Here is a 21,118-nt window from a genome sequence, read left to right as displayed (position 1 = left end):
GCCCGCCACGCTGGTCTTCGACCACCCGACCCCCGAGGCACTCGCCGCCCACCTTGTGACGGAGATCCTCGGCGACTCCGCCGCCGCGGCGCCGGCCCCGCCCGCCCCGACCCCCGGAACGGCCGACGACGACCCCATCGCGATCGTCGGTATGGCCTGCCGCTTCCCCGGCGGGGCCGACACTCCCGAGGCGCTGTGGCGGATCGTCGCCGACGAGACCGACGCCATCGGGGACTTCCCCACCGACCGCGCCTGGGACCTGGCCACCCTCTACGGCGAGACCGAGGAGCCCGGCGACCGGCGGACCTTTGAGGGCGGTTTCCTCTACGAGGCCGCCGGATTCGACCCGGCCTTCTTCGGCATCTCCCCGCGCGAGGCGCTGGCCATGGACCCGCAGCAGCGGCTGCTGCTCGAGACCTCGTGGGAGGCCTTCGAACGAGCCGGCGTCGATCCGGCACGGCTGCGCGCCAGTTCCACCGGCGTGTACATCGGCACGGCCACCTCCGGCTACGGCATCGGCCGGTTCGACGTACCCGAGGGCTCCCGCCCGCACATGCTCACCGGCACCGCGACGAGCGTCATCTCCGGCCGGCTGGCCTACACGTTCGGGCTCGAAGGACCGGCGGTGACCGTGGACACCGCGTGCTCGTCGTCGCTGGTGGCGCTGCACCTGGCCATCGGCGCGCTGCGCCGCGGCGAGTGCTCGATGGCGCTGGCGGGCGGCGCCACCATCATGACGACGCCGAGCATGTTCGCCGACGCCGCGCAGGGCGGCGCGCTCGCGCCCGGCGGCCGCTGCAGGGCCTTCTCCTCCGATGCCGAGGGCACCGGCTGGGGCGAGGGCGTCGGGATGCTCCTGGTCGAACGGCTCTCCGACGCGCGGCGCAACGGGCACCCGGTCCTCGCCCTGGTGCGCGGCAGCGCGGTCAACCAGGACGGCGCGTCCAACGGCCTCACCGCGCCCAACGGCCCCGCCCAGCAGCGCGTCATCCGGGCTGCGCTCGCCGACGCTGGCCTGGACACCGCCGATGTGGACGCGGTCGAGGCGCACGGCACCGGGACAGAACTCGGCGACCCCATCGAGGCCCAGGCCCTGATGGCCACGTACGGGCGTGGACGGGACGAGGAACAGCCGCTCTGGCTGGGCTCGGTGAAGTCCAACATCGGGCACACCCAGTCGGCCGCCGGCGTCGCCGGGATCATCAAGATGGTGATGGCCCTGCGCCACGGCGTGCTGCCGCGCTCCCTGCACATCACCGAACCCAGCCGGCACGTGGACTGGGACGACAACGGAGTCCGGCTGCTGACCGGAAGCCTGGAGTGGCCGGACGCCGGCCGTCCGCGCCGAGCGGCCGTTTCCTCGTTCGGCATGAGCGGGACCAACGCCCACACCATCCTGGAGCAGGCCCTTCCGGAACCGGTGCCGGCCACGGACGTGCCCGACACCGAGCCCGGCACCGAGCCCGGCACCGTGCCCGACACCGCGCCGGGGACCGGCCCGGTGTCGCCGGTCGACCTGCCCTGGCTGCTCTCCGCCCGCACCCCCGACGCCCTGCGCGCCCAGGCACGGCGGCTCGCCGACCACCTCGACACCCATCCCGCGCTCTCCGACCGCGACGTGGCCCACTCCCTGGCCGCCACCCGCTCCCGCTTCGAGCACCGCGCCGTGCTCCTCGGCCCCGGCCACCGCGAGCGGCTGACCGCCCTCGCCGACGGCGCAACCGCGCCCGGGCTGGTGACGGGGACGGCGGCGCGGACCGGCCGGGTGGCGTTCGTCCTGCCCGGCCAGGGCTCGCAGTGGCCCGGCATGGCCGACCGGCTCCTGGACGAGTCCGCGTCCTTCCGTGACACGCTGCGCACCTGCGCCCAGGCGCTGGAGGAACACCTCGACTGGTCGGTCGAGGACACGCTGCGCGGTCGGCCCGGGGCCGCGGACCTCAGCCGGGTCGAGGTCATCCAGCCCGTGCTGTTCGCGATGATGGTGGCGCTCGCCGGGCTCTGGCGCGAACACGGCGTCGAACCGGAGGCCGTCGTCGGCCACTCGCAGGGCGAGATCGCCGCCGCCCACCTCGCCGGAGCCCTCACCCTGGAGGACGCCGCGCTGATCGTCACCCACCGGAGCCGTCTGCTCTCCCGGGTGGTCGGCCAGGGCGCGATCGCCTCCGTGTCGCTGCCCGCGCCCGAGGCGGAGGCGCGGCTGGAACGCTGGGCCGGCGCACTCAGCATCGCCGCCGTCAACGGGGTGTCGTCCGTCTCCGTCGCCGGCGACGAGGCACCGCTGGACGAGTTCCTCGCGACGCTGGAGGCCGAGGGCGTCCGCTGCCGCAAGCTCCGCATCAAGGGCGCGGCGCACTCGGTCGTCGTCGAACCACTGCGCGAGGAGGCCCTCGAGGTCCTGGCACCCGTCCGGCCGCGCGCCTCCCGTATCCCCTTCTACTCCACGGTCACCGGCGGCCTGCTCGACACCACGACGCTGGACGCGGAGTACTGGTACCGCAACATGCGGCAGACCGTGCAGTTCGCCCCGGCCACGCGCGCCCTGCTCGCCGACGAGTTCGGCGTCTTCGTCGAGTGCAGCCCCCACCCGGCGCTCGGCGGGTCCGTCCAGGAGACCGCCGAGGACGCCGGCGCACCCGACCCCGTGCTGCTGACCTCGCTGCGCCGCGAGGAAGGCGGGCTCGAGCGGTTCTCCGTCTCGCTCGCCGAGGCGTTCACCCGGGGCGTCGAGCCCGCCTGGCCGTCCCACGGCGCCGCCGTTGACCTGCCCACCTACCCCTTCCAGCGGGACCGCTACTGGTGGGAGCCCGCCCCCGAGGAGACGACCGCCCCCGCCGGGAGCGGCACGGCCGAGGAGGGCCGGTTCTGGGCCGCCGTGGAGGACGGCGACACCGAGGCGCTCGCCGAGTCCCTCGGCACCGATGCCCTCGCCCCCGTACTGCCCGCGCTCGCGGCATGGCGGCGGCGTTCCCACGACCGGTCCACGGTGGACGGCTGGCGCTACCGGGTGGAGTGGAAGCCGCTGCCCCTTACAGGTCCCGCAAGGCCCGCGCTGACCGGCACCTGGGCGATCGTCGCGGGCCCGGCACAGGAGGAACTGGCCGGCCGGCTCGCCGTACTGGTGGAGCAGGCCGGCGGCGAAGCCCGCGTGACCGCGCCCGCCGGACCGCCCGAGGAAGAGCAGCTGTCCGGGGTGATCTCACTGCTCGCCCTCGACTCCCGACCGCACCCCGACCACACCGGCGTCAGCACCGGAGCCGCGCAGAACCTCGCGCTGCTGCGCACCGCCGCCGCCCGCCCGGTCGCGGTACCGGTCCACCTGATCACGAGCGGCGCCGTCTCCGTCGGCCGCGTGGACCCGGTACGGGACACCGCCCAGGCAGCCACCTGGGGTCTTGGCCTGGTGGCCGGACTGGAACGGCCCGACTGCTGGGGCGGCCTCGTCGACCTGCCCGAACAACCGGACGACCGAGTCCTGAACCGGTTGCTGCGGCTGCTCGCGCAACAGTCCGCGAGCCCCGGGGAGTCCGACGGCTCCGGTACGGAGGACCAGCTGGCCCTCCGCCCCGCCGGCGTCTTCGTCCGCCGCATGGTCCGGGCACCGCGGAGCACGCCGGTGCGGTCCTGGCAGCCCGGCTCCACCGTGCTGATCACCGGTGGCACCGGCGGCATCGGACGGCATCTCGCGCACCACATGGCCGACCGGGGCGCACGCAAGCTCGTCCTCACCGGCCGCCGCGGCCCGGACGCCCCCGGCGCCCGGGAACTGGCCGCCGAGCTGACCGACCGGGGTGTCGAGACGGTCGTCGCCGCCTGCGACGTCACCGACCGGGACCAGATCGCCGCGCTCCTCGCCGAGCACCCCGCCGACGCGGTGATCCACGCCGCCGGCGTGCCGCAGGCGACCGCGCTCGCCGACTGCGACGAGACCGAGTTCGCCGCGGTCGCCGCCGCCAAGACCGAAGGCGCCCGGCACCTGGACGAACTGGCCGGTGACGTCGGCACGTTCGTCCTCTTCTCCTCCGGCGCGGGCGTCTGGGGCGGCGCCGGCCAGGCCGCCTACGCGGCCGCCAACGCCGAGCTCGACGCGCTCGCCCTGGACCGGCGGGCCCGGGGCCTGTCCGCCACCGCCGTCGCCTGGGGCGGCTGGGCCGAGGGCGGCATGGCCGACGACGGGCACGCCGCCGCCGAACTCGGCCGGCGCGGGCTGCACGCCATGGAACCGCGCCTCGCCCTCGAGGCACTCGACCAGGTACTGGACGCCGACGAGACCTGCCTGACCGTCGCCGACATCGACTGGGCACGCTTCACGCCCGGCTACACCGCGGGCCGCGCCCGGCCGCTGATCATGGACATCCCGGAGGCCGAGGCGGCGCTCGCGGCTCCCGCATCCCAGGCCGACGGGCCCGGCGAGGTCGACGCACTGCGCGACGCGCTGCTCGCACTGAACGGGCCGCAGCGCACCCAGCACCTGCTGGATCTCGTACGCGGCCACGCCGCCGCCGCGCTCGGCTACGCCGACTCCGCCAAGATCGAGGCCGGCCGCGCCTTCCGCGACCTGGGCTTCGACTCGCTGATGGCCGTCGACGTGCGCAACCGCCTGCAGACCGCCACGGGCCGCAAGCTGCCTCCCACCCTGGTGTTCGACCACCCCACCCCCGCCGACCTGGCCGCCCACCTCCTCGCCGAGGTGCTCGGCGAGGAGGCGGCGGCCGAGGACACCGCGGCCCGTGCCACGGGCACAGCCGAGGACGAGCCGCTGGCCGTGATCGGCATGAGCTGCCGCTACGCCGGCGCCGACTCGCCCGAGGACCTGTGGCGGCTGGTGCTGGACGGCGTCGACGCCGTGGGGCCCTTCCCGCAGGACCGCGGCTGGGACCTCGACAACCTCTACGACCCCGACCCCGACCGCCCCGGCACCTCCTACGTCAACGAGGGCGGATTCCTCACCGACGCCTCCCACTTCGACGCCGCCCTCTTCGGCATCAGCCCTCGCGAGGCCGTCGCCACCGACCCGCAGCAGCGACTGCTGCTCGAGGCGACCTGGGAGGCGATGGAACGGGCCACGATCGACCCGTTGTCCCTGCGGGGCAGCGCGACCGGCGTCTTCGTCGGCACGTCGTTCGTCGGCTACGGCATCGGGGCCCAGCAGGCGGGCAGCGAGGCCGAGGGCTTCTTCCTCGCCGGCACCGGCACCGCCGCCGCGTCCGGCCGCATCTCCTACACCTTCGGCCTCGAAGGACCCGCCGCCACCGTCGACACGGCCTGCTCGTCCTCCGCCGTGGCCATCCACCTCGCCTGCCAGGCACTGCGGCAGAACGAGTGCGACATGGCGGTCGCGGGCGGCGCCGCCGTCCTCGCCACCCCCGCCTCCTTCACGGAATTCAGCCGCCAGCGCGGCCTCGCGCCCGACGGACGGTGCAAGCCGTTCGCCGCCGCGGCCGACGGCACCGGCTGGGGCGAAGGGGTCGGCGTGATCCTGGTCGAACGCCTCTCGGACGCGCTGCGCAAGGGGCACCCGGTCCTCGCGCTGATCCGTGGCACCGCCGTCAACCAGGACGGCGCGTCCAACGGCCTGACCGCCCCCAGCGGTCGCGCCCAGCAGAAGGTCATCCGCCAGGCGCTGGCCAACGCCCGCCTGGACACCGACGACATCGACACCGTGGAGGCGCACGGCACGGGCACCACCCTCGGAGACCCCATCGAGGCCCAGTCGATCCTGGCGACGTACGGCCGGAACCGACCCGAGGACCGGCCGCTGTGGCTCGGCTCGGTGAAGTCCAACATCGGGCACACCCAGTCGGCGGCAGGCGTGGGAGGTGTCATCAAGACCGTCATGTCGCTGCGCGAGGGCATCCTGCCCAAGACGCTGCACATCGACGAGCCGACCCCGCACGTCGAGTGGTCCACGGGAGCGGTCGAGCTGCTGACCGAGACCACCCCCTGGCCGGACACCGGCGGGCGCCCCCGGCGGGCCGCCGTGTCCTCCTTCGGCGGCAGCGGCACCAACGCCCACCTGGTCCTTGAGCAGTACGTCCCGGAGCCCGCGGCCGACCAGGACCCGGAGCGCGCCACCGAGCCCGACGGCGACCCGGCGCCCGTGGACGCCCCGGCGTCCGACGACGCCCCCGTGGCAGGCGGCGCCCCCGAACTCGACGGCGTGGTCGCGCCCTGGATCCTGTCCGCCCGCGGCGCGGAAGCACTGCGCGCCCAGGCCCGCCGGCTCCTCGAGCACCTGGACACGGCCCCCGCCGCCCATCCCGCCGACCTCGCCAACTCGCTGAGCACAGGCCGCGCCCTGCTCGAACACCGGGCCGCCGTCGTCGCGGCCGACGACACCGACCGTCGCAGCGCACTGGCCGCCCTGGCCCGCGGTGAGGCCGCTCCGCACCTGGTCCGCGGCGCCGTACGGCCCGGCAAGGTCGCCTTCGTCTTCCCCGGCCAAGGCGGCCAGTGGGCGGGCATGGCGGTCGAACTGATGGACAACTCCGAGGTCTTCGCCGCCGAGCTGTACGCGTGCGCCGAGGAACTCGCCCGCCACGTGGACTGGTCGCCGATCGACGTGCTGCGCGGCGCCGAGGGCGCCCCGCCACTGGACCGGGTCGACGTGACACCGGCCGTGCTGTTCGCCGTGACCGCGGCACTCGTCGCCCTCTGGCGGGCACACGGCGTCGAACCCGACATGGTCCTCGGCCACTCCCAGGGCGAGATCGCCGCCGCCTACGTCTCCGGCGCGCTCACCCGCGCGGAGGCGGCCCGGATCGTCGCCCTGCGCGGCACCGTACTTCTCCCGGTGGCCGGCCTGGGCGGCATGGCATCCGTGGCCCTGACCCCCGACAGGACCCGCGAGCTGCTGGAACCGTGGGGCGCACGGCTCTCCCTCGCCGGGATCAACGGCCCCGCGTCGTCCGTCGTCGCCGGGGAACGCCAGGCGCTCGACGACTTCCTCGAGGCCTGCGAGAAGGACGGCGTCCGGGTCCGCAGGGTCCGGGTGGACTTCAGCTCGCACTGCGCCCAGGTGGAGCCGATGGCCGAGGAGCTGGCACGCCTCGTCGCCGACCTCGAACCCCGCACGGGCACCGTGCCGTTCCACTCCACCGTCACCGGGGAGCGGACGGACGGCACGCTCCTCGACGCCACCTACTGGCAGCGCAACCTCGCCACCCCCGTCGACCTGGACCGGGGCGTGCGCGGACTGGTGGAGCAGGGCGCCCGGTTCCTGGTGGAGATCGGCCCGCACCCGGTCCTCGCCCCCGCGCTCGGCGAGATCCTCGATGACATCCCCGGCCTCGACCCGGGCGAGGTGACCGTGCTCGGCACGCTCCGCCGCGACGAGGGCGGCATGGAACGCTTCCTCCTGTCCGTCGCCGAACTCCACGTGCACGGCGGCGCCGCCGACCTCACCGCGCCGCTCGCCGGGCTGCCGGTACGAACCGTCGCCCTGCCGCCGTACCCCTTCCAGCGCGAGCGCTACTGGCTGGAGCCCGCGCCCGCAGGCACCGGCGATCTCGGCGCGGCGGGCCTGGGCAGTACGGGACACCCGCTGCTGACCGCCGCACTGACGCTCGCCGACGGCGCGAGCACCGTGTACACCGGCCGGCTCTCCCTGCGTACGCATCCCTGGCTGGCCGACCACGCCGTCCTCGGCACCGTGCTGCTGCCGGGCACCGCGTTCGTGGAGATGGCCCTCCACGCCGGAGTGCAGGCCGGCTGCCCGGTGCTGGAGGAACTGGCCCTGGGCGCACCGCTGGTGCTCGGCGAACACGGCTCCGTCGCGGTGCAGCTCACGGTCGGCGCCCCCGGCGAGGCAGGCCGCCGCGAGGTGTCCGTCCACGCACGCGACGCCGACCTCCCGGACGCCCCATGGGTCCGGCACGCCACCGGCACCCTGGCACCCGCCGCGCAGACCGCGCGGCCCGCCACCGCACTCACCGCCTGGCCCCCGCCGGGCGCCGAGCCGCTCACGCTCGACGGCTTCTACGAAGGCATCGCCGACGCCGGCTACAGCTACGGCCCCGCCTTCCGCGGACTGACCGGCGCCTGGCACCGCGACGGCGAACTCTTCGCCGAGGTGCAGCTCCCCGACGGCGTGTCCGCCGACGGCTTCGCGCTCCACCCGGCACTCCTCGACGCCGCCCTGCACGGCATCGGACTTCTGCGAGGCATGCGCGAAGGGGACGGGGACAGGACCGACCGACCCGCCGAACTCCCCTTCATGTGGCGCGAGGTGTCCCTGCCCGCCACCGCCTCCAGGGTGCTCAGGGTGCGGCTCACCGAGTCCGGCGACGGCGTCGGCCTCGCCCTCCACGACGACACCGGCACACCCGCCGGAGGCGTGGGCGCCCTGGTGGCCCGCCCGGTCGGCACAGAACTGTCCGCCGCCCGCCGCGGCCTGGCCACCACCCTGTTCCACGTGGAGTGGGCGACCGAGCTCGCGCTCCCGGCCACCGCGACCGGTGACGACGGGTACGCCGTCGCCACCTTCACCGACGGTGTCCCCGGCGCCGACCCGGCCTCCGCGGTCGAAGCGGCCGTCACCCGCGCCCTCGCCCTGGTCCGCGACCGGCTGGCCGACGAGCAGCACGCCACACAGCCCCTGGCCGTGGTCACCCGCGGAGCCGTCGCCACCGGCGACGACGACCTCACGGACCTCGTCAACGCCCCCGTACGGGGCCTGATCCGCTCCGCCCAGGCCGAGCATCCGGGCCGGTTCGTGCTCGTCGACCTGGACCCGGCCACCGGGCCCGAGGCCGGCACCGACCCCGCCGTACTGCGCGCCGCCGTCACCGCCGCACTGGACGCGGGTGAGACCGAGGTCGCCGTACGGGACGGCCGGGCCCTCGTGCCCCGACTCGTCCGGATGCCCGTCCCCAAAGCGACGGAGCCCACCGGCCTGGACACGCCCGACGGTACGGTGCTCGTCACCGGCGCCACCGGCACCCTCGGCCGCGCCCTCGCCCGGCACCTGGCCCAGCACCACGGCGTACGCCACCTGCTGCTGCTCAGCCGGAGCGGGCCGGACGCGCCCGGTGCGGAAGAACTGGTCGCCGAACTAGCGGAGCTGGGCGCCGAGGCCACCGTCGCCGCCTGCGACATCGCCGACCGCGAGGCACTGGCCCGCACGCTCGCCACGATCCCCGACGCGCACCCGCTGACCGCCGTGGTGCACACCGCAGCCGTCCTTGACGACGGTGTGCTCACCGGCATGACGGACGAGAGCGTCGCCCGCGTGCTCGCGCCCAAGGTGCGGGGCGCCGTCAACCTCCACGAACTCACCCGGGACAGCGAGCTCTCGGCGTTCGCGCTCTTCTCCTCCGCCGCAGGTGTACTGGGCGGCGCGGGACAGGCCAACTACGCGGCGGCCAACGTCTTCCTCGACGCCTTCGCCGCGCACCGCCGCCGGCTCGGGCTGCCCGCCGTGTCGCTGGCCTGGGGGCCGTGGGCCGAACGCACCGGACTGACCGAGACGCTCACCGAGGCCGACGTACGCCGGGTCGCGCGATCCGGCATGGGCGCCCTCACCACGGAGGACGGCATGGCCGCCTTCTCGGCGGGCTGCGCGGCCGACCGGGCACTGGTGGTGCCGGTGGCGCTCCAGCCCGCGGCCCTGCGCGGTCGCACCCACGTGCACCCGCTGCTGCGCGTCCTGGCGCCCCGCCAGGAGCAGCGGACCGTCTCCGGCTCCGGCGACCCGGCCGCACTGCGGACCAAGCTCTCCGGAGCCCCGGAGGCCGAACAGCGGCGCATCCTGCTCGACCTGGTACGCGGCCAGCTGGCCGCCGCCCTCGGCTTCGCCTCGCCGGGCGCCGTGGACGCCGACCGGGGCTTCCTGGAGATGGGCCTGGACTCCCTCACCGGGGTCGAACTGCGCAACAGGCTCTCCGCCGCCACCGGGCTACGGCTGCCCGCCACGCTGGTCTTCGACCACCCCACGGCCGCCGACGTCGCCCGCCACCTCCGCACCCAACTGGCCCCCGAACCGGGGCGGGCGGTGGACGGCCTGCTGGCCGAACTCGCCCGCCTGGAGGCCGGGCTGGAACAGGTCGAGGCCGACGACGAGGACCGGGCCCGGGTGGCGGCCCGGCTGCGGGCGCTGGCCGGCCGGTGGAGCGGCGGGCAGGACGCCCGGGACGAAGACGAGAAGGACCTGGACGCCGCCTCGGCGGACGAGGTCTTCGCGCTGCTGGACAACGAGTTCGAAACGTCGTGAGAGGACGCGGACAGCAGATCATGGCCGACACGCACCCGGACCAGCAGGAGAAGCTGCTGGCCTACCTGAAGCGCGCCACGGCGGAGCTGCGCGACGCGAACCGCCGCGTGCGCGACCTGGAGGAGCGCGCGGCCGAGCCGATCGCGGTGATCGGCATGGCCTGCCGGTACCCCGGCGGCGTGCGCTCCCCGGAGGACCTGTGGGAGCTCGTCGCGTCCGGCACGGACGCACTCGGCCCCCTGCCCACCGACCGGGGCTGGGGCACGCCGGAGGCGTCCGACCCCGGGCGGCGCGGCGGATTCGTGTACGACGCGGGCGAGTTCGACGCCGCCCTCTTCGGCATCAGCCCCCGCGAGGCCGCCGCCACCGACCCGCAGCAGCGGCTGCTCCTGGAGGCTTCGTGGGAGGCGGTCGAGCGGGCCGGCATCGACATCCGCACCCTGCGCGGCGGACGGACCGGCGTCTTCGCCGGCGCGATGTACCACGACTATCCGTCGGTGATCGACCCGGCCGCGCTCGAGGGCTACCTGGGTACGGCCAACGCCGCCAGCGTCCTCTCCGGCCGCGTCTCCTACACCTTCGGGCTGCAGGGCCCGGCCGTCACGGTGGACACCGCGTGCTCGTCGTCGCTCGTCGCCCTGCATCTGGCAGCGCAGGCGCTGCGCGCCGGCGAGTGCGACCTCGCCCTGGCCGGCGGGGTCACCGTGATGTCCGCGCCCACGATGTTCTCCGGATTCGGCTTCGAGGAGGGCAGCGCCGCCGACGGCCGCTGCAAGTCCTTCGCCGCCGCGGCCGACGGCACGGGCTGGGGCGAAGGTGTCGGCGTGCTGCTGGTGGAGCGGCTCTCCGACGCCCGGCGCAACGGGCACCAGGTGCTTGCCGTGGTGCGTGGATCGGCCGTCAACCAGGACGGCGCGTCCAGCGGCTTGACCGCGCCGAACGGCCCCGCGCAGCAGCGGGTGATCCGTGCCGCGCTGGCCGCCGCCGGTCTCGAGGCGTCCGAGGTGGACGCGGTGGAGGCGCACGGCACGGGCACGACACTGGGTGACCCGATCGAGGCACAGGCGCTGTTGGCCACGTACGGGCAGGGCCGGGACCCGGAACGGCCGCTGTGGCTCGGCTCGGTGAAGTCCAACATGGGGCACACCCAGGCCGCCGCCGGTGTCGCCGGAGTCATCAAGATGGTGGAGGCGATCCGCCGGGGAGTGCTCCCGGCGACGCTGCACGTGGACGAGCCGACCCGACAGGTGGACTGGTCGGCGGGTGCGGTCGAGCTGCTGACCGAGGCGCGTCCCTGGCCGGAGACGGGCCGGCCGCGCCGGGCCGGAGTCTCCTCCTTCGGCGTGAGCGGTACCAACGCGCACGTGGTCCTGGAGGCTGCGCCGGCCGAGGAACCGGCGGAACCGCTGCCCGTACTGCCCGTCCTGCCTGGGGCACGGCCCTTCCTGCTGTCGGGCCGCTCGGCCGCCGCGCTGCGCGCGCAGGCCGCCCGCCTGCTCGAGGCGGCCGGCATACACGAACCGGCGGACCTGGCGTACTCGCTGGCGACGGGGCGGGCGGCGTTGGAGCACCGGGCGGTCGTCGTCGGTGGCGACCGCGAGGAGCTGTTGGCCGGGTTGCGTGCGCTTGCTGCCGGTGAGTCCTCTGCACAGGTCGTGTCCGGTGTGGTGCGCGGTGGGAACACGGCGTTCCTGTTCTCGGGTCAGGGTGCGCAGCGGGTCGGTATGGGGCGCGAGCTGTACGAGGCGTTCCCGGTGTTCGCGGACGCGTTCGATGCGGTGTGTGCGCGGGCGGATCTCGAACTGCCTCTGCGTGAGGTGGTGTTCGGGGAGGACGCGGAGCTTCTGGCTAGGACGGTCTTTGCGCAGGCGGGGCTGTTCGCGGTCGAGGTGGCGCTGTTCCGGTTGGTGGAGTCCTGGGGCGTGGCCCCGGACGTTCTGGTGGGCCATTCGATCGGTGAGCTGGCTGCTGCGCATTGTGCCGGGGTGCTGTCTCTGGACGACGCGTGTGCTCTCGTCTCGGCGCGTGGTCGTTTGATGGATGCGTTGCCGTCGGGCGGTGCGATGCTGGCCGTCGAGGCGGCTGAGGGTGAGCTTGAGCTGCCCGAGGGTGTGGACCTTGCGGCGGTCAACGGGCCGACGTCGGTGACGGTGTCCGGTGCCGCCGATGCGATCGCGGTACTGGAGGAGCGGCTCCGGGCGGAGAACGTACGGGTGAAGCGGCTGGCCGTTTCCCATGCGTTCCATTCGCGTCTGATGGAGCCGATGATCGACGAGTTCGCGTCCGTCGCGAAGTCGTTGACGTACCACTCGCCGACGATTCCCGTCGTTGCCACTGCTTCCGGGGACATCGCGACGCCGGACTACTGGGTCGGTCAGATCCGTGAGCCCGTCCGGTTCGCCGACGCGATCGCCTCGCTTGCCGATGTGCGGGTCTTCCTCGAACTCGGCCCGGACGGCACGCTGTCCGCCCTCGTCCCGCACATCGTCGAGGACGCCCCCGCCGTTCCTGCCCTGCGTGCGGGGAGTGACGGCGTACGGACGCTGTTCGCCGCCGTCGCAGGGGCGCACGTCCACGGAGCGGACGTCGACTGGCGGGCGGTCTTCGGTTGCCTCGGCGGGAGCGCCGTGGATCTGCCGACGTACGCCTTCCAGCACCAGAGGTACTGGCCGCTCCCCGCGTCCGGCGGGTGGGGCGGGACCGGCGAAGTGGTCGTCGACGACACCTTCTGGTCCACCGTCCGCCGCGGTGACGCGGAAGCCCTGGCCGGGCTTCTCGGCGTCGACGGCGACGAGGACCGCGAGCGGCTCGGCGATGTGCTGCCGGTGCTGGCGGGCTGGCACGGCCGCACGCGCGCCCAGGACCTGCGGTACCGCGAGGAGTGGTGCCCGATCGCCGTCCCCGCCGACCCGGTCCTGCTGGGCGGCTGGCTGGTGCTGGCCCGCCCCGGGCACGAGGAGACCGCGGCCGAGTGCGCCGAGGCGATCCGGCGCTGCGGCGGCACTCCGCACCTGAAGGTGCTCGACCCGGCCGATACGGCGGCGGGTCTGCGGGAGGCGGCCGAGGCCGAACAGCCCTGGACGGGCGTGCTGTCGCTGCTCGGCCTGGACGACGAGACCGCCGTGGCCGACGGCCTCGCCCTCGTGCAGGCGCTGACCGGCACCGGGACGCGGCTGTGGTGTGTCACCCGTGGCGCCGCCGCGCTCCCCGGCGAGGAACCTCCCGGCGCGGGCGGCCACGCCCTGTGGGCGCTGGGTCGGGTGGCCGCGCTGGAGCACTCGTCGCTGTGGGGCGGCCTGATCGACCTGCCCCCGGCCGGAGTGCCGGGGACCGCGCTGGCCGCCGTACTCACCGGGATCACGGGTGAGGACCAGGTCGCCCTCCGCGACACCCCGCTCGTCCGGCGGCTGGCCCCCGCGCCCCCGGTCACCGCCGCGCCCTGGCGACCCCGGGGCACCGTGCTCATCACCGGCGGGACCGGTGCGCTCGGGGCGCACGTCGCCCGGTGGGCGGCACGCAACGGCGCCGAGCGACTGGTCCTGGCCGGCCGGCGCGGACCCGACGCCCCCGGCGCCGGTGAACTCGTCGCGGAACTGGAGGAACTGGGGGCGCGGACCGCCGTGGTCGCCTGCGACCTCGCCGACCGGGACGCGGTCGCCGCGCTGCTGGCCGAGCATCCGCCGAACGCGGTCGTGCACGCCGCGGGCGTCGGAGGACTGGGCGTACTGCCGGAGCTGACCGAGGACGACCTGACGGCGGCGCGGGCGGGCAAGGCCGACGGCGCCGAGCACCTGGACGCGCTCTGCGGCGACCTCGACGCCTTCGTGCTCTTCGGCTCGGTGGCCGCCACCTGGGGCGGCGCCGGACAGGCCGCCTATGCCGCCGCCAACGCCCGCCTCGACGCGCTGGCACTGCGGCGGGCCGCCCGGGGTGCGTCCGCGACCTGTGTCGCCTGGGGCGCCTGGCGCGGAGCGGGCATGGCCGGGGGAGCGGAGGGCGAGCTCGCGCGCCGGGGCGTCCTCGCCATGGACCCGGACGTCGCGCTGCACGCACTCGCCGACGCGGTGGCGGACACCGCGCCCACCGTGACCGTGGCAGGCGTCGACTGGCCCGCCTTCGCCCGTGCCTTCTCCTCGGCCCGGCCCAGTCCCCTGCTCGCCGGCCTGGCGGGCGGCGACGACTCCGCCGGGACCGAGAAGCCCGAGGAGGCCGGCGACCTGCGGGAGAGGCTGCTGGCTCTGCCGCCGTACGACAGGCTCGACACGGTCGTCGATCTCGTACGGGCGCAGGCCGCACTCGTGCTCGGCCACGCGAACAGCGGCGAGGTGGAACCAGGCCGGGCCTTCCGGGACCTCGGCTTCGACTCGCTCACAGCGGTGGAGATGCGCAACCGCCTCAACGCCGCCACCGGCCTGCCGCTGACCGCCACCGTGGTCTTCGACTACCCGACGCCAGCCGAACTCGCCGCACACCTCCTGGAGGAGTGCGGCATGGCATCGGACTCCGGCACGGACACGGCCGGTACGGAGGGTACGGACGCGGGCGCCGCCGACGGCGAGCAGCGCATCCGTGCCGCGCTCGCCCGGGTGCCGCTGTCCCGGCTCCGGGAGGCCGGACTGCTCGAACCCCTGCTGCGCATGGCGGGGGAGGAACCGGACGACGCGGGCACAGCGACAGCGCATCCGGTGGACGAACTGGACGGCGAGGCTCTGCTGAGTCTCGTCGCCGCCGACGACGGGGAGTACTGACCATGACCGCGCCCGCCGACGGACGCTACGTCGAAGCCCTGCGCACGCTGGTCAAGGAGAACGACCGGCTCAAGACCCGCAACCGCGAACTGGCCGTCGCCGGGCACGAACCGGTCGCCATCGTCGGGATGGCCTGTCGCCTCCCCGGCGGCATCGACTCGCCCGAGGCGCTGTGGGACCTGGTGTCCGCGGGCGGTGACGGGATCAGCGACTTCCCCGCCGACCGCGGCTGGGACCTCGGCGCCCTCTACGACCCGGACTCGCGCGGAGAAGGTACCTCCTACTCCCGCCAGGGCGGCTTCGTCCATGACGCGGGCTGCTTCGACGCGGACTTCTTCGGCATCTCCCCGCGCGAGGCCCAGGCGATGGACCCGCAGCAGCGTCTGGTCCTGGAGGCCTCCTGGGAGGCCATCGAGCGGGCCGGGATCGCACCCCAGGGAGTCAGGGGCACGCCGGTCGGCGTGTACGTCGGGGCCGCGTCCTCCGGCTACGGCACCGGTGTGCCCGTCGCCGAGGAGGCGGCGGGCTATGCGCTCACCGGCACGGCGACCAGCGTGCTGTCCGGCCGGATCGCCTACAACCTCGGCCTGGAAGGGCCCGCGGTCACGGTGGACACCGCGTGCTCGTCGTCCCTGGTGGCGCTGCACCTGGCGATGCAGGCGCTGCGCCGGGGCGAGTGCACCATGGCGCTCGCGGGCGGGGTGACCGTGATCGCGACCCCGGCCGCGTTCGTCGAGTTCAGCAGGCAGCGGGGGCTGGCCCGCGACGGCCGTTGCAAGGCGTTCGCGGCGGCGGCGGACGGCACCGGCTGGAGCGAGGGCGCCGGAATGGTGCTGCTGGAGAAGCTGTCCGACGCGCGTCGCGCCGGCCACCGGGTGCTGGCCGTGCTGCGCGGTTCGGCGGTCAACTCGGACGGCGCCTCCAACGGCCTCACCGCCCCCAACGGCCCGGCGCAGCGGCGCGTCGTCCTGGACGCGCTGGCCGCCGCCCGGCTCTCGGCCGCCGAGGTGGACGCTGTGGAGGGCCACGGCACCGGCACCACCCTCGGCGACCCGATCGAGGCCAAGGCGCTGCTGGCCACGTACGGCAAGGACCCCGACCGCGCGGAGCCCCTCTGGCTGGGTTCCCTGAAGTCCAACATCGGGCACACGCAGGCCGCTTCCGGCGTGGCCGGGGTCATCAAAATGGTGCAGGCGATGCGGCACGGCGTGCTGCCCCGCACGCTGCACGTGGACGCGCCCAGCCCGCACGTGGACTGGTCGGCGGGTGCGGTGGCACTGCTCACCGAGAACCGGCCGTGGCCCGACACCGGGCGGCCGCCGAGGGCGGGCGTCTCCTCGTTCGGGGTGAGCGGCACCAACGCGCACGTGATCCTGGAGGGCGCGCCGCCCGAGGAGGAGTCGGCGGAGGCGGAGACCGGCCCGGGGCAGGAGCGGGGCGCCGCGCCGTCCGCCGTGCCGTCTGCCGCACCTTCCGTCGTGCCCTGGGTGCTCTCCGGGCGCGACGCGGAATCGCTGCGCGCCCAGGCGGAGCGGCTGCACGCCCACGTCGCCGCCCGGCCCGAACTCGCTGCCGTCGATCTCGCCGTCTCGCTCGCCACCACCCGGTCCGCACTGGACCACCGAGCCGTCGTCCTCGGAACCGACCGTGGTCAACTGCTGGACGGGCTAAGTGCGCTGGTCGCATCCGGAACCGCGCCCGAGGCCGTCACGGGCACGGCGCGAGCCGGCCGGACGGCCTTCCTCTTCTCGGGGCAGGGCTCCCAATGGGCCGGAATGGGACAGGGACTGGACGCCTTCCCCGTCTTCGCGGACGCTTTCGCGGCAGCGTGCCGTGCGACAGGTCTTGATGCCGGGGCGTGCGGCGAGGGTCCGGCGCTTGCACGGACCGCTACCACCCAGCGCGCGCTGTTCGCGCTGGAGGTGGCGCTGTTCCGGCTCGCCGAGTCCTGGGGGCTGGTCCCGAGGCACCTGGTCGGGCACTCGGTCGGCGAACTGGCCGCCGCGCACTGCGCCGGCGTGCTGTCGCTGGAGGACGCGGGCACACTCGTCGCCGCGCGGGCGCGTTTGATGGACGCGCTGCCGTCGGGCGGTGCGATGCTGGCCGTGGAGGCGGCCGAGGGTGAGCTCGAGCTGCCCGAGGGTGTGGACCTGGCGGCCGTGAACGGGCCGACGTCGGTGACGGTCTCCGGTGACGCGGATGCGATCGCGGTGCTGGAGGAGCGGCTGCGCTCCGAGGGCGTACGGGTGAAGCGGCTGGCCGTTTCGCACGCCTTCCACTCGCGTCTGATGGAGCCGATGCTCGACGAGTTCGCGTCCGTCGCGAAGTCGCTGACGTACCACGCCCCGACGATCCCCCTCGTCACCACGGCGCCCGGCGACATGACGACGCCGGACTACTGGGTGGGCCAGATCCGGGAGCCCGTCCGCTTCGCCGACGCCGTGCGGACGCTGCGGGACAAGGGAGTCACGCGCTTCGTGGAGGTGGGCCCGGACGGGGTGCTCACCGCCGCAGCCCGCTCCTGTCTGGACGCGGACGACGATGTGGCATGCATCGCCCTGCAGCGCGCCGGTCGCGAACCGGTCGGTGCGTGGTGGCGTGGCATCGCCGCCGCACACGCCGCGGGGGCGGCGCTCGACTGGCCCGCGGTCACCGCCGACTGGGGCGGCCGGGTCGTCGATCTGCCGACGTACGCCTTCCGGCGCGAGCACTACTGGTCCGTGCCGCCCGCCCCTGAGACCGGTGGTCCGGCGAGCTGGCGGTACACCGACACCTGGGAGCCGCTGCCGGAGACCGAGACGCCCGCGCTGCGCGGCACTTGGCAGATCCTGGCTGAGGCCGACGCTGACACCAGTGACGGTGACGCGCCCGGCGCCGACGCGGCCTCCCGCCGGCTGGTCACCTGGTGCGCCGAGGCATTGCGCGCACACGGGGCGACCGTCACCTTCGGCGCCGTACCCGATCCGTCCGCCGACGGTCTGATCCTCCCGTACGACCCCCGCCCGCACCCCGTGCACCCGGGGCTGTCGCGGGGGCTGGCCGCGCTGCCCGGCGCGGTACGCGGGGACGGCGCCCCCGTCTGGGTGCTCACCCAGGGCGCGGTGGCGGCCGGCGACGGCGAGCCCGCCGACCCGGGCGCGGCACAGCTGTGGGCGATGGGCCGGGTTGCAGCGCTGGAGCGACCGCACCGCTGGGGCGGCGCGCTCGACCTGCCGGAGCACCCCGGCACGGACGCCGCGCGCCACATGGCCGCCGTGCTCGCCGGCACACACCGGGGCGAGGACCAGGTGGCCGTACGAGCGAGCGGTCTCCTCGCCCGGCGCCTCGCGCCGGCGCCCCCGCGTCCCGCCACGCCCTGGCGGCCGCAGGGCACCGTGCTCGTCACCGGCGGCACAGGGGCGCTCGGCGCACACGTCGCCCGCTGGCTCGCGGGCCGCGGCGCACCGCACGTAGTGCTGGCCGGCCGGCGCGGCGCGGAAGCACCGGGCATGGCCGAACTGACCTCCGAACTCACCGCGGCCGGGACCGAGGTCACCGTCGCCGCCTGCGACATCGGCGACCGTGCCGCCCTCGACGCCCTGCTGGTCGCGCACCCGCCGAACGCCGTGGTGCACGCCGCCGGAAGCGGTGAGTTCGGCACGCTCGCCGACGTCTCGGAGGAGCACATCGCCCACGTGCTGGCCGCCAAGGTCACCGGCGCACTGCACCTCGACGACGCGCTGCGGAGCGCGGACCTCGACGCCTTCGTCCTGTTCTCCTCGGTCGCCGGCGTCTGGGGCAGCGGCGGCCAGGGAGCCTACGCGGCCGCGAACGCGGCCCTGGACGCGATCGCCCTGCGGCGCGCCGCCCGCGGACTGCCCGCCACCTCGGTGGCGTGGGGACCGTGGGCGGGCAGCGGCATGGCGGGCGCCGCGGACACCGCCGACTACCTGCGGCGGCGCGGCCTGCGCGCCATGGACCCGGCGCAGGCGCTCGAAGCGCTGGGTGCGGCCGTGGACGGCGGGGACGTCTGCGTCGCCGTGGCCGACATGGACTGGGCCCGCTTCGTGCCGGCCATCACCTCCGTACGGCCCCAGCGGCTCTTCGACCGCCTCACGGTCACCCGGCCGCAGGGTGGAGCGGCCGGACCGGCGGCGGAGCGGAACCCCGGTGCGGTTTCCGCCACGGTGGCCCGTCTCGCCGCACTCGCCCCCAAGGAGCGGCGGCGCGAGCTGGCCGAGCTGGTCCGCGGGCATGTCGCCGCCGTGCTCGGTCACCGCGACACCGAAGCCGTCGGTCCCCGCCGGGCCTTCACGGACCTGGGATTCGACTCCCTGACCGCCGTCGAGCTGCGCGACCGACTGGCCGAGGCCACCGGCCTCGCCCTGCCCGCCACTGTCGTCTTCGACCACCCCAACCCTGATGCGCTGGCCGCCCACCTCGACGACCTCGTGCGAGGTACCGACGGCGACGAGGCCGAGACGGCGACCAGGTCCGCGCTCTCCGACGCCGAGCCCATCGCGATCGTCGGCATGGCCTGCCGCTTCCCCGGTGACATCAGCTCGCCGGACGCGCTGTGGCGCCTGGTCGCCGAGGGCCGCGACGGCATCTCCGGGTTCCCCGGCGACCGGGGCTGGGACACCGAACGGCTGTACGACCCGGAGGGCGGCGCGGGCGCCTCGTACGTCCGCGAGGGCGGATTCCTCCGCGACGTCGCGGAGTTCGACGCCCGCTTCTTCGGCCTCTCGCCGCGCGAGGCGCTCGCCATGGACCCGCAGCAGCGGCTCATGCTCCAGACCGCGTGGGAGGTGTTCGAGCAGGCGGGCATCGACCCGGATGCGCTGCGCGGCAGTGACACGGGAGTGTTCGCGGGCACCAACGGCCAGGACTATCCGGTGCTGCTCGCAGGCGACCCCGACGTCAGCGAGGGGCACCAGGGCGCCGGAAACGCCGCGGCCGTGCTCTCGGGCCGGGTGGCCTACAGCTTCGGCTTCGAGGGGCCCACCCTCACGGTGGACACCGCGTGTTCGTCCTCGCTGGTGGCGCTGCATCTGGCGGTGCGGGCACTGCGGGCCGGGGAATGCTCGATGGCCCTCGCCGGTGGCGTGACCGTCATGTCCACGCCGACCGCCTTCGTGGAGTTCAGCCGGCAGCTCGGGCTGGCCGCCGACGGCCGCTGCAAGCCCTTCGCCGCCGCGGCCGACGGCACCGGCTGGGGCGAGGGCGTCGGCGTGCTGCTGGTGGAGCGGCTCTCCGACGCCCGGCGCAACGGGCACCAGGTGCTGGCCGTGGTGCGCGGGTCGGCCGTCAACCAGGACGGCGCGTCCAACGGCCTGAGCGCCCCCAGCGGACCCGCGCAGCGACGCGTGATCCGCCGGGCGCTCGCCGACGCCGACCTGAGGCCGTCCGAGGTGGACGCGGTGGAGGCGCACGGCACGGGCACGAAGCTCGGCGACCCGATCGAGGCGCAGGCGCTGCTGGCCACGTACGGGCAGGACCGCGCGGAACCGCTGTGGCTGGGCTCGCTGAAGTCCAACATCGGGCACACTCAGGCGGCTTCGGGCGTCGCCGGGGTGATCAAGATGGTGCAGGCGATGCGGCACGGCACCCTGCCCGCGACCCTGCACGTCGACGCGCCGACCCCCGAGGCCGACTGGTCGGCGGGCGCGGTCGAGCTGCTGACCCAGGCGCGTCCCTGGCCGGAGACGGGCCGGCCGCGCCGGGCCGGTGTCTCCTCCTTCGGGGTGAGCGGCACCAACGCCCACGTGGTCCTGGAGGCGGCGCCGGCCGACGAGCCGACGGAACCGGAGGCGACGGACGGAACGCCGCCGCAAGCAGCGCCGCTGCTGCCACTGCTGCTCTCCGCCCGTACGGCGGATGCGCTGCCCGCACAGGCGGAGCGGCTGCGCGATGCCCTGGCCGGGAAGCGGCTCGCCGACGTCGCGTACTCACTGGCGGCCACCAGGAGCATGCTGGAGCACCGCGCGGTGGTCCTCGCGGCGGACGGCGAGAGCGCGACGGCCGCGCTGCGGGACCTCGGCAACGCCGTCGCCGGACGAGCCGCGCCCGACGCACCGCGCCTGGCGCTGCTGTTCTCGGGTCAGGGTGCGCAGCGGGTCGGGATGGGGCGTGAGCTGTACGACGCCTTCCCGGTGTTCGCGGACGCGTTCGACGCGGTGTGTGC

2 protein-coding genes and 1 pseudogene are annotated in these 21,118 nt (G+C 75.2%); all 3 read left to right on the top strand.

Features of this window, described 5'->3' with window-relative positions:
* Positions 1–151: 151 nt before the first annotated feature.
* A pseudogene (locus ACFY8U_RS00015) lies at positions 152–9,433 on the top strand (type I polyketide synthase); the annotation flags it as partial.
* Positions 9,434–9,435: 2 nt separating this feature from the next.
* Positions 9,436–14,955 (top strand): type I polyketide synthase, encoded by a 5,520-nt coding sequence (locus ACFY8U_RS00010; protein ID WP_389563496.1) that lies wholly within the window; start codon positions 9,436–9,438, stop codon positions 14,953–14,955.
* On the top strand, positions 14,952–21,118 hold a 6,167-nt coding region (locus ACFY8U_RS00005; RefSeq protein WP_389566056.1), incomplete at its 3' end, for an SDR family NAD(P)-dependent oxidoreductase. The genes ACFY8U_RS00010 and ACFY8U_RS00005, both read left to right, overlap by 4 nt.

This window comes from Streptomyces sp. NPDC012508 (genome assembly GCF_042902595.1).
Classification (GTDB): Bacteria; Actinomycetota; Actinomycetes; order Streptomycetales; family Streptomycetaceae; genus Streptomyces.
This window is presented reverse-complemented; position numbering and strand designations above follow the sequence as displayed.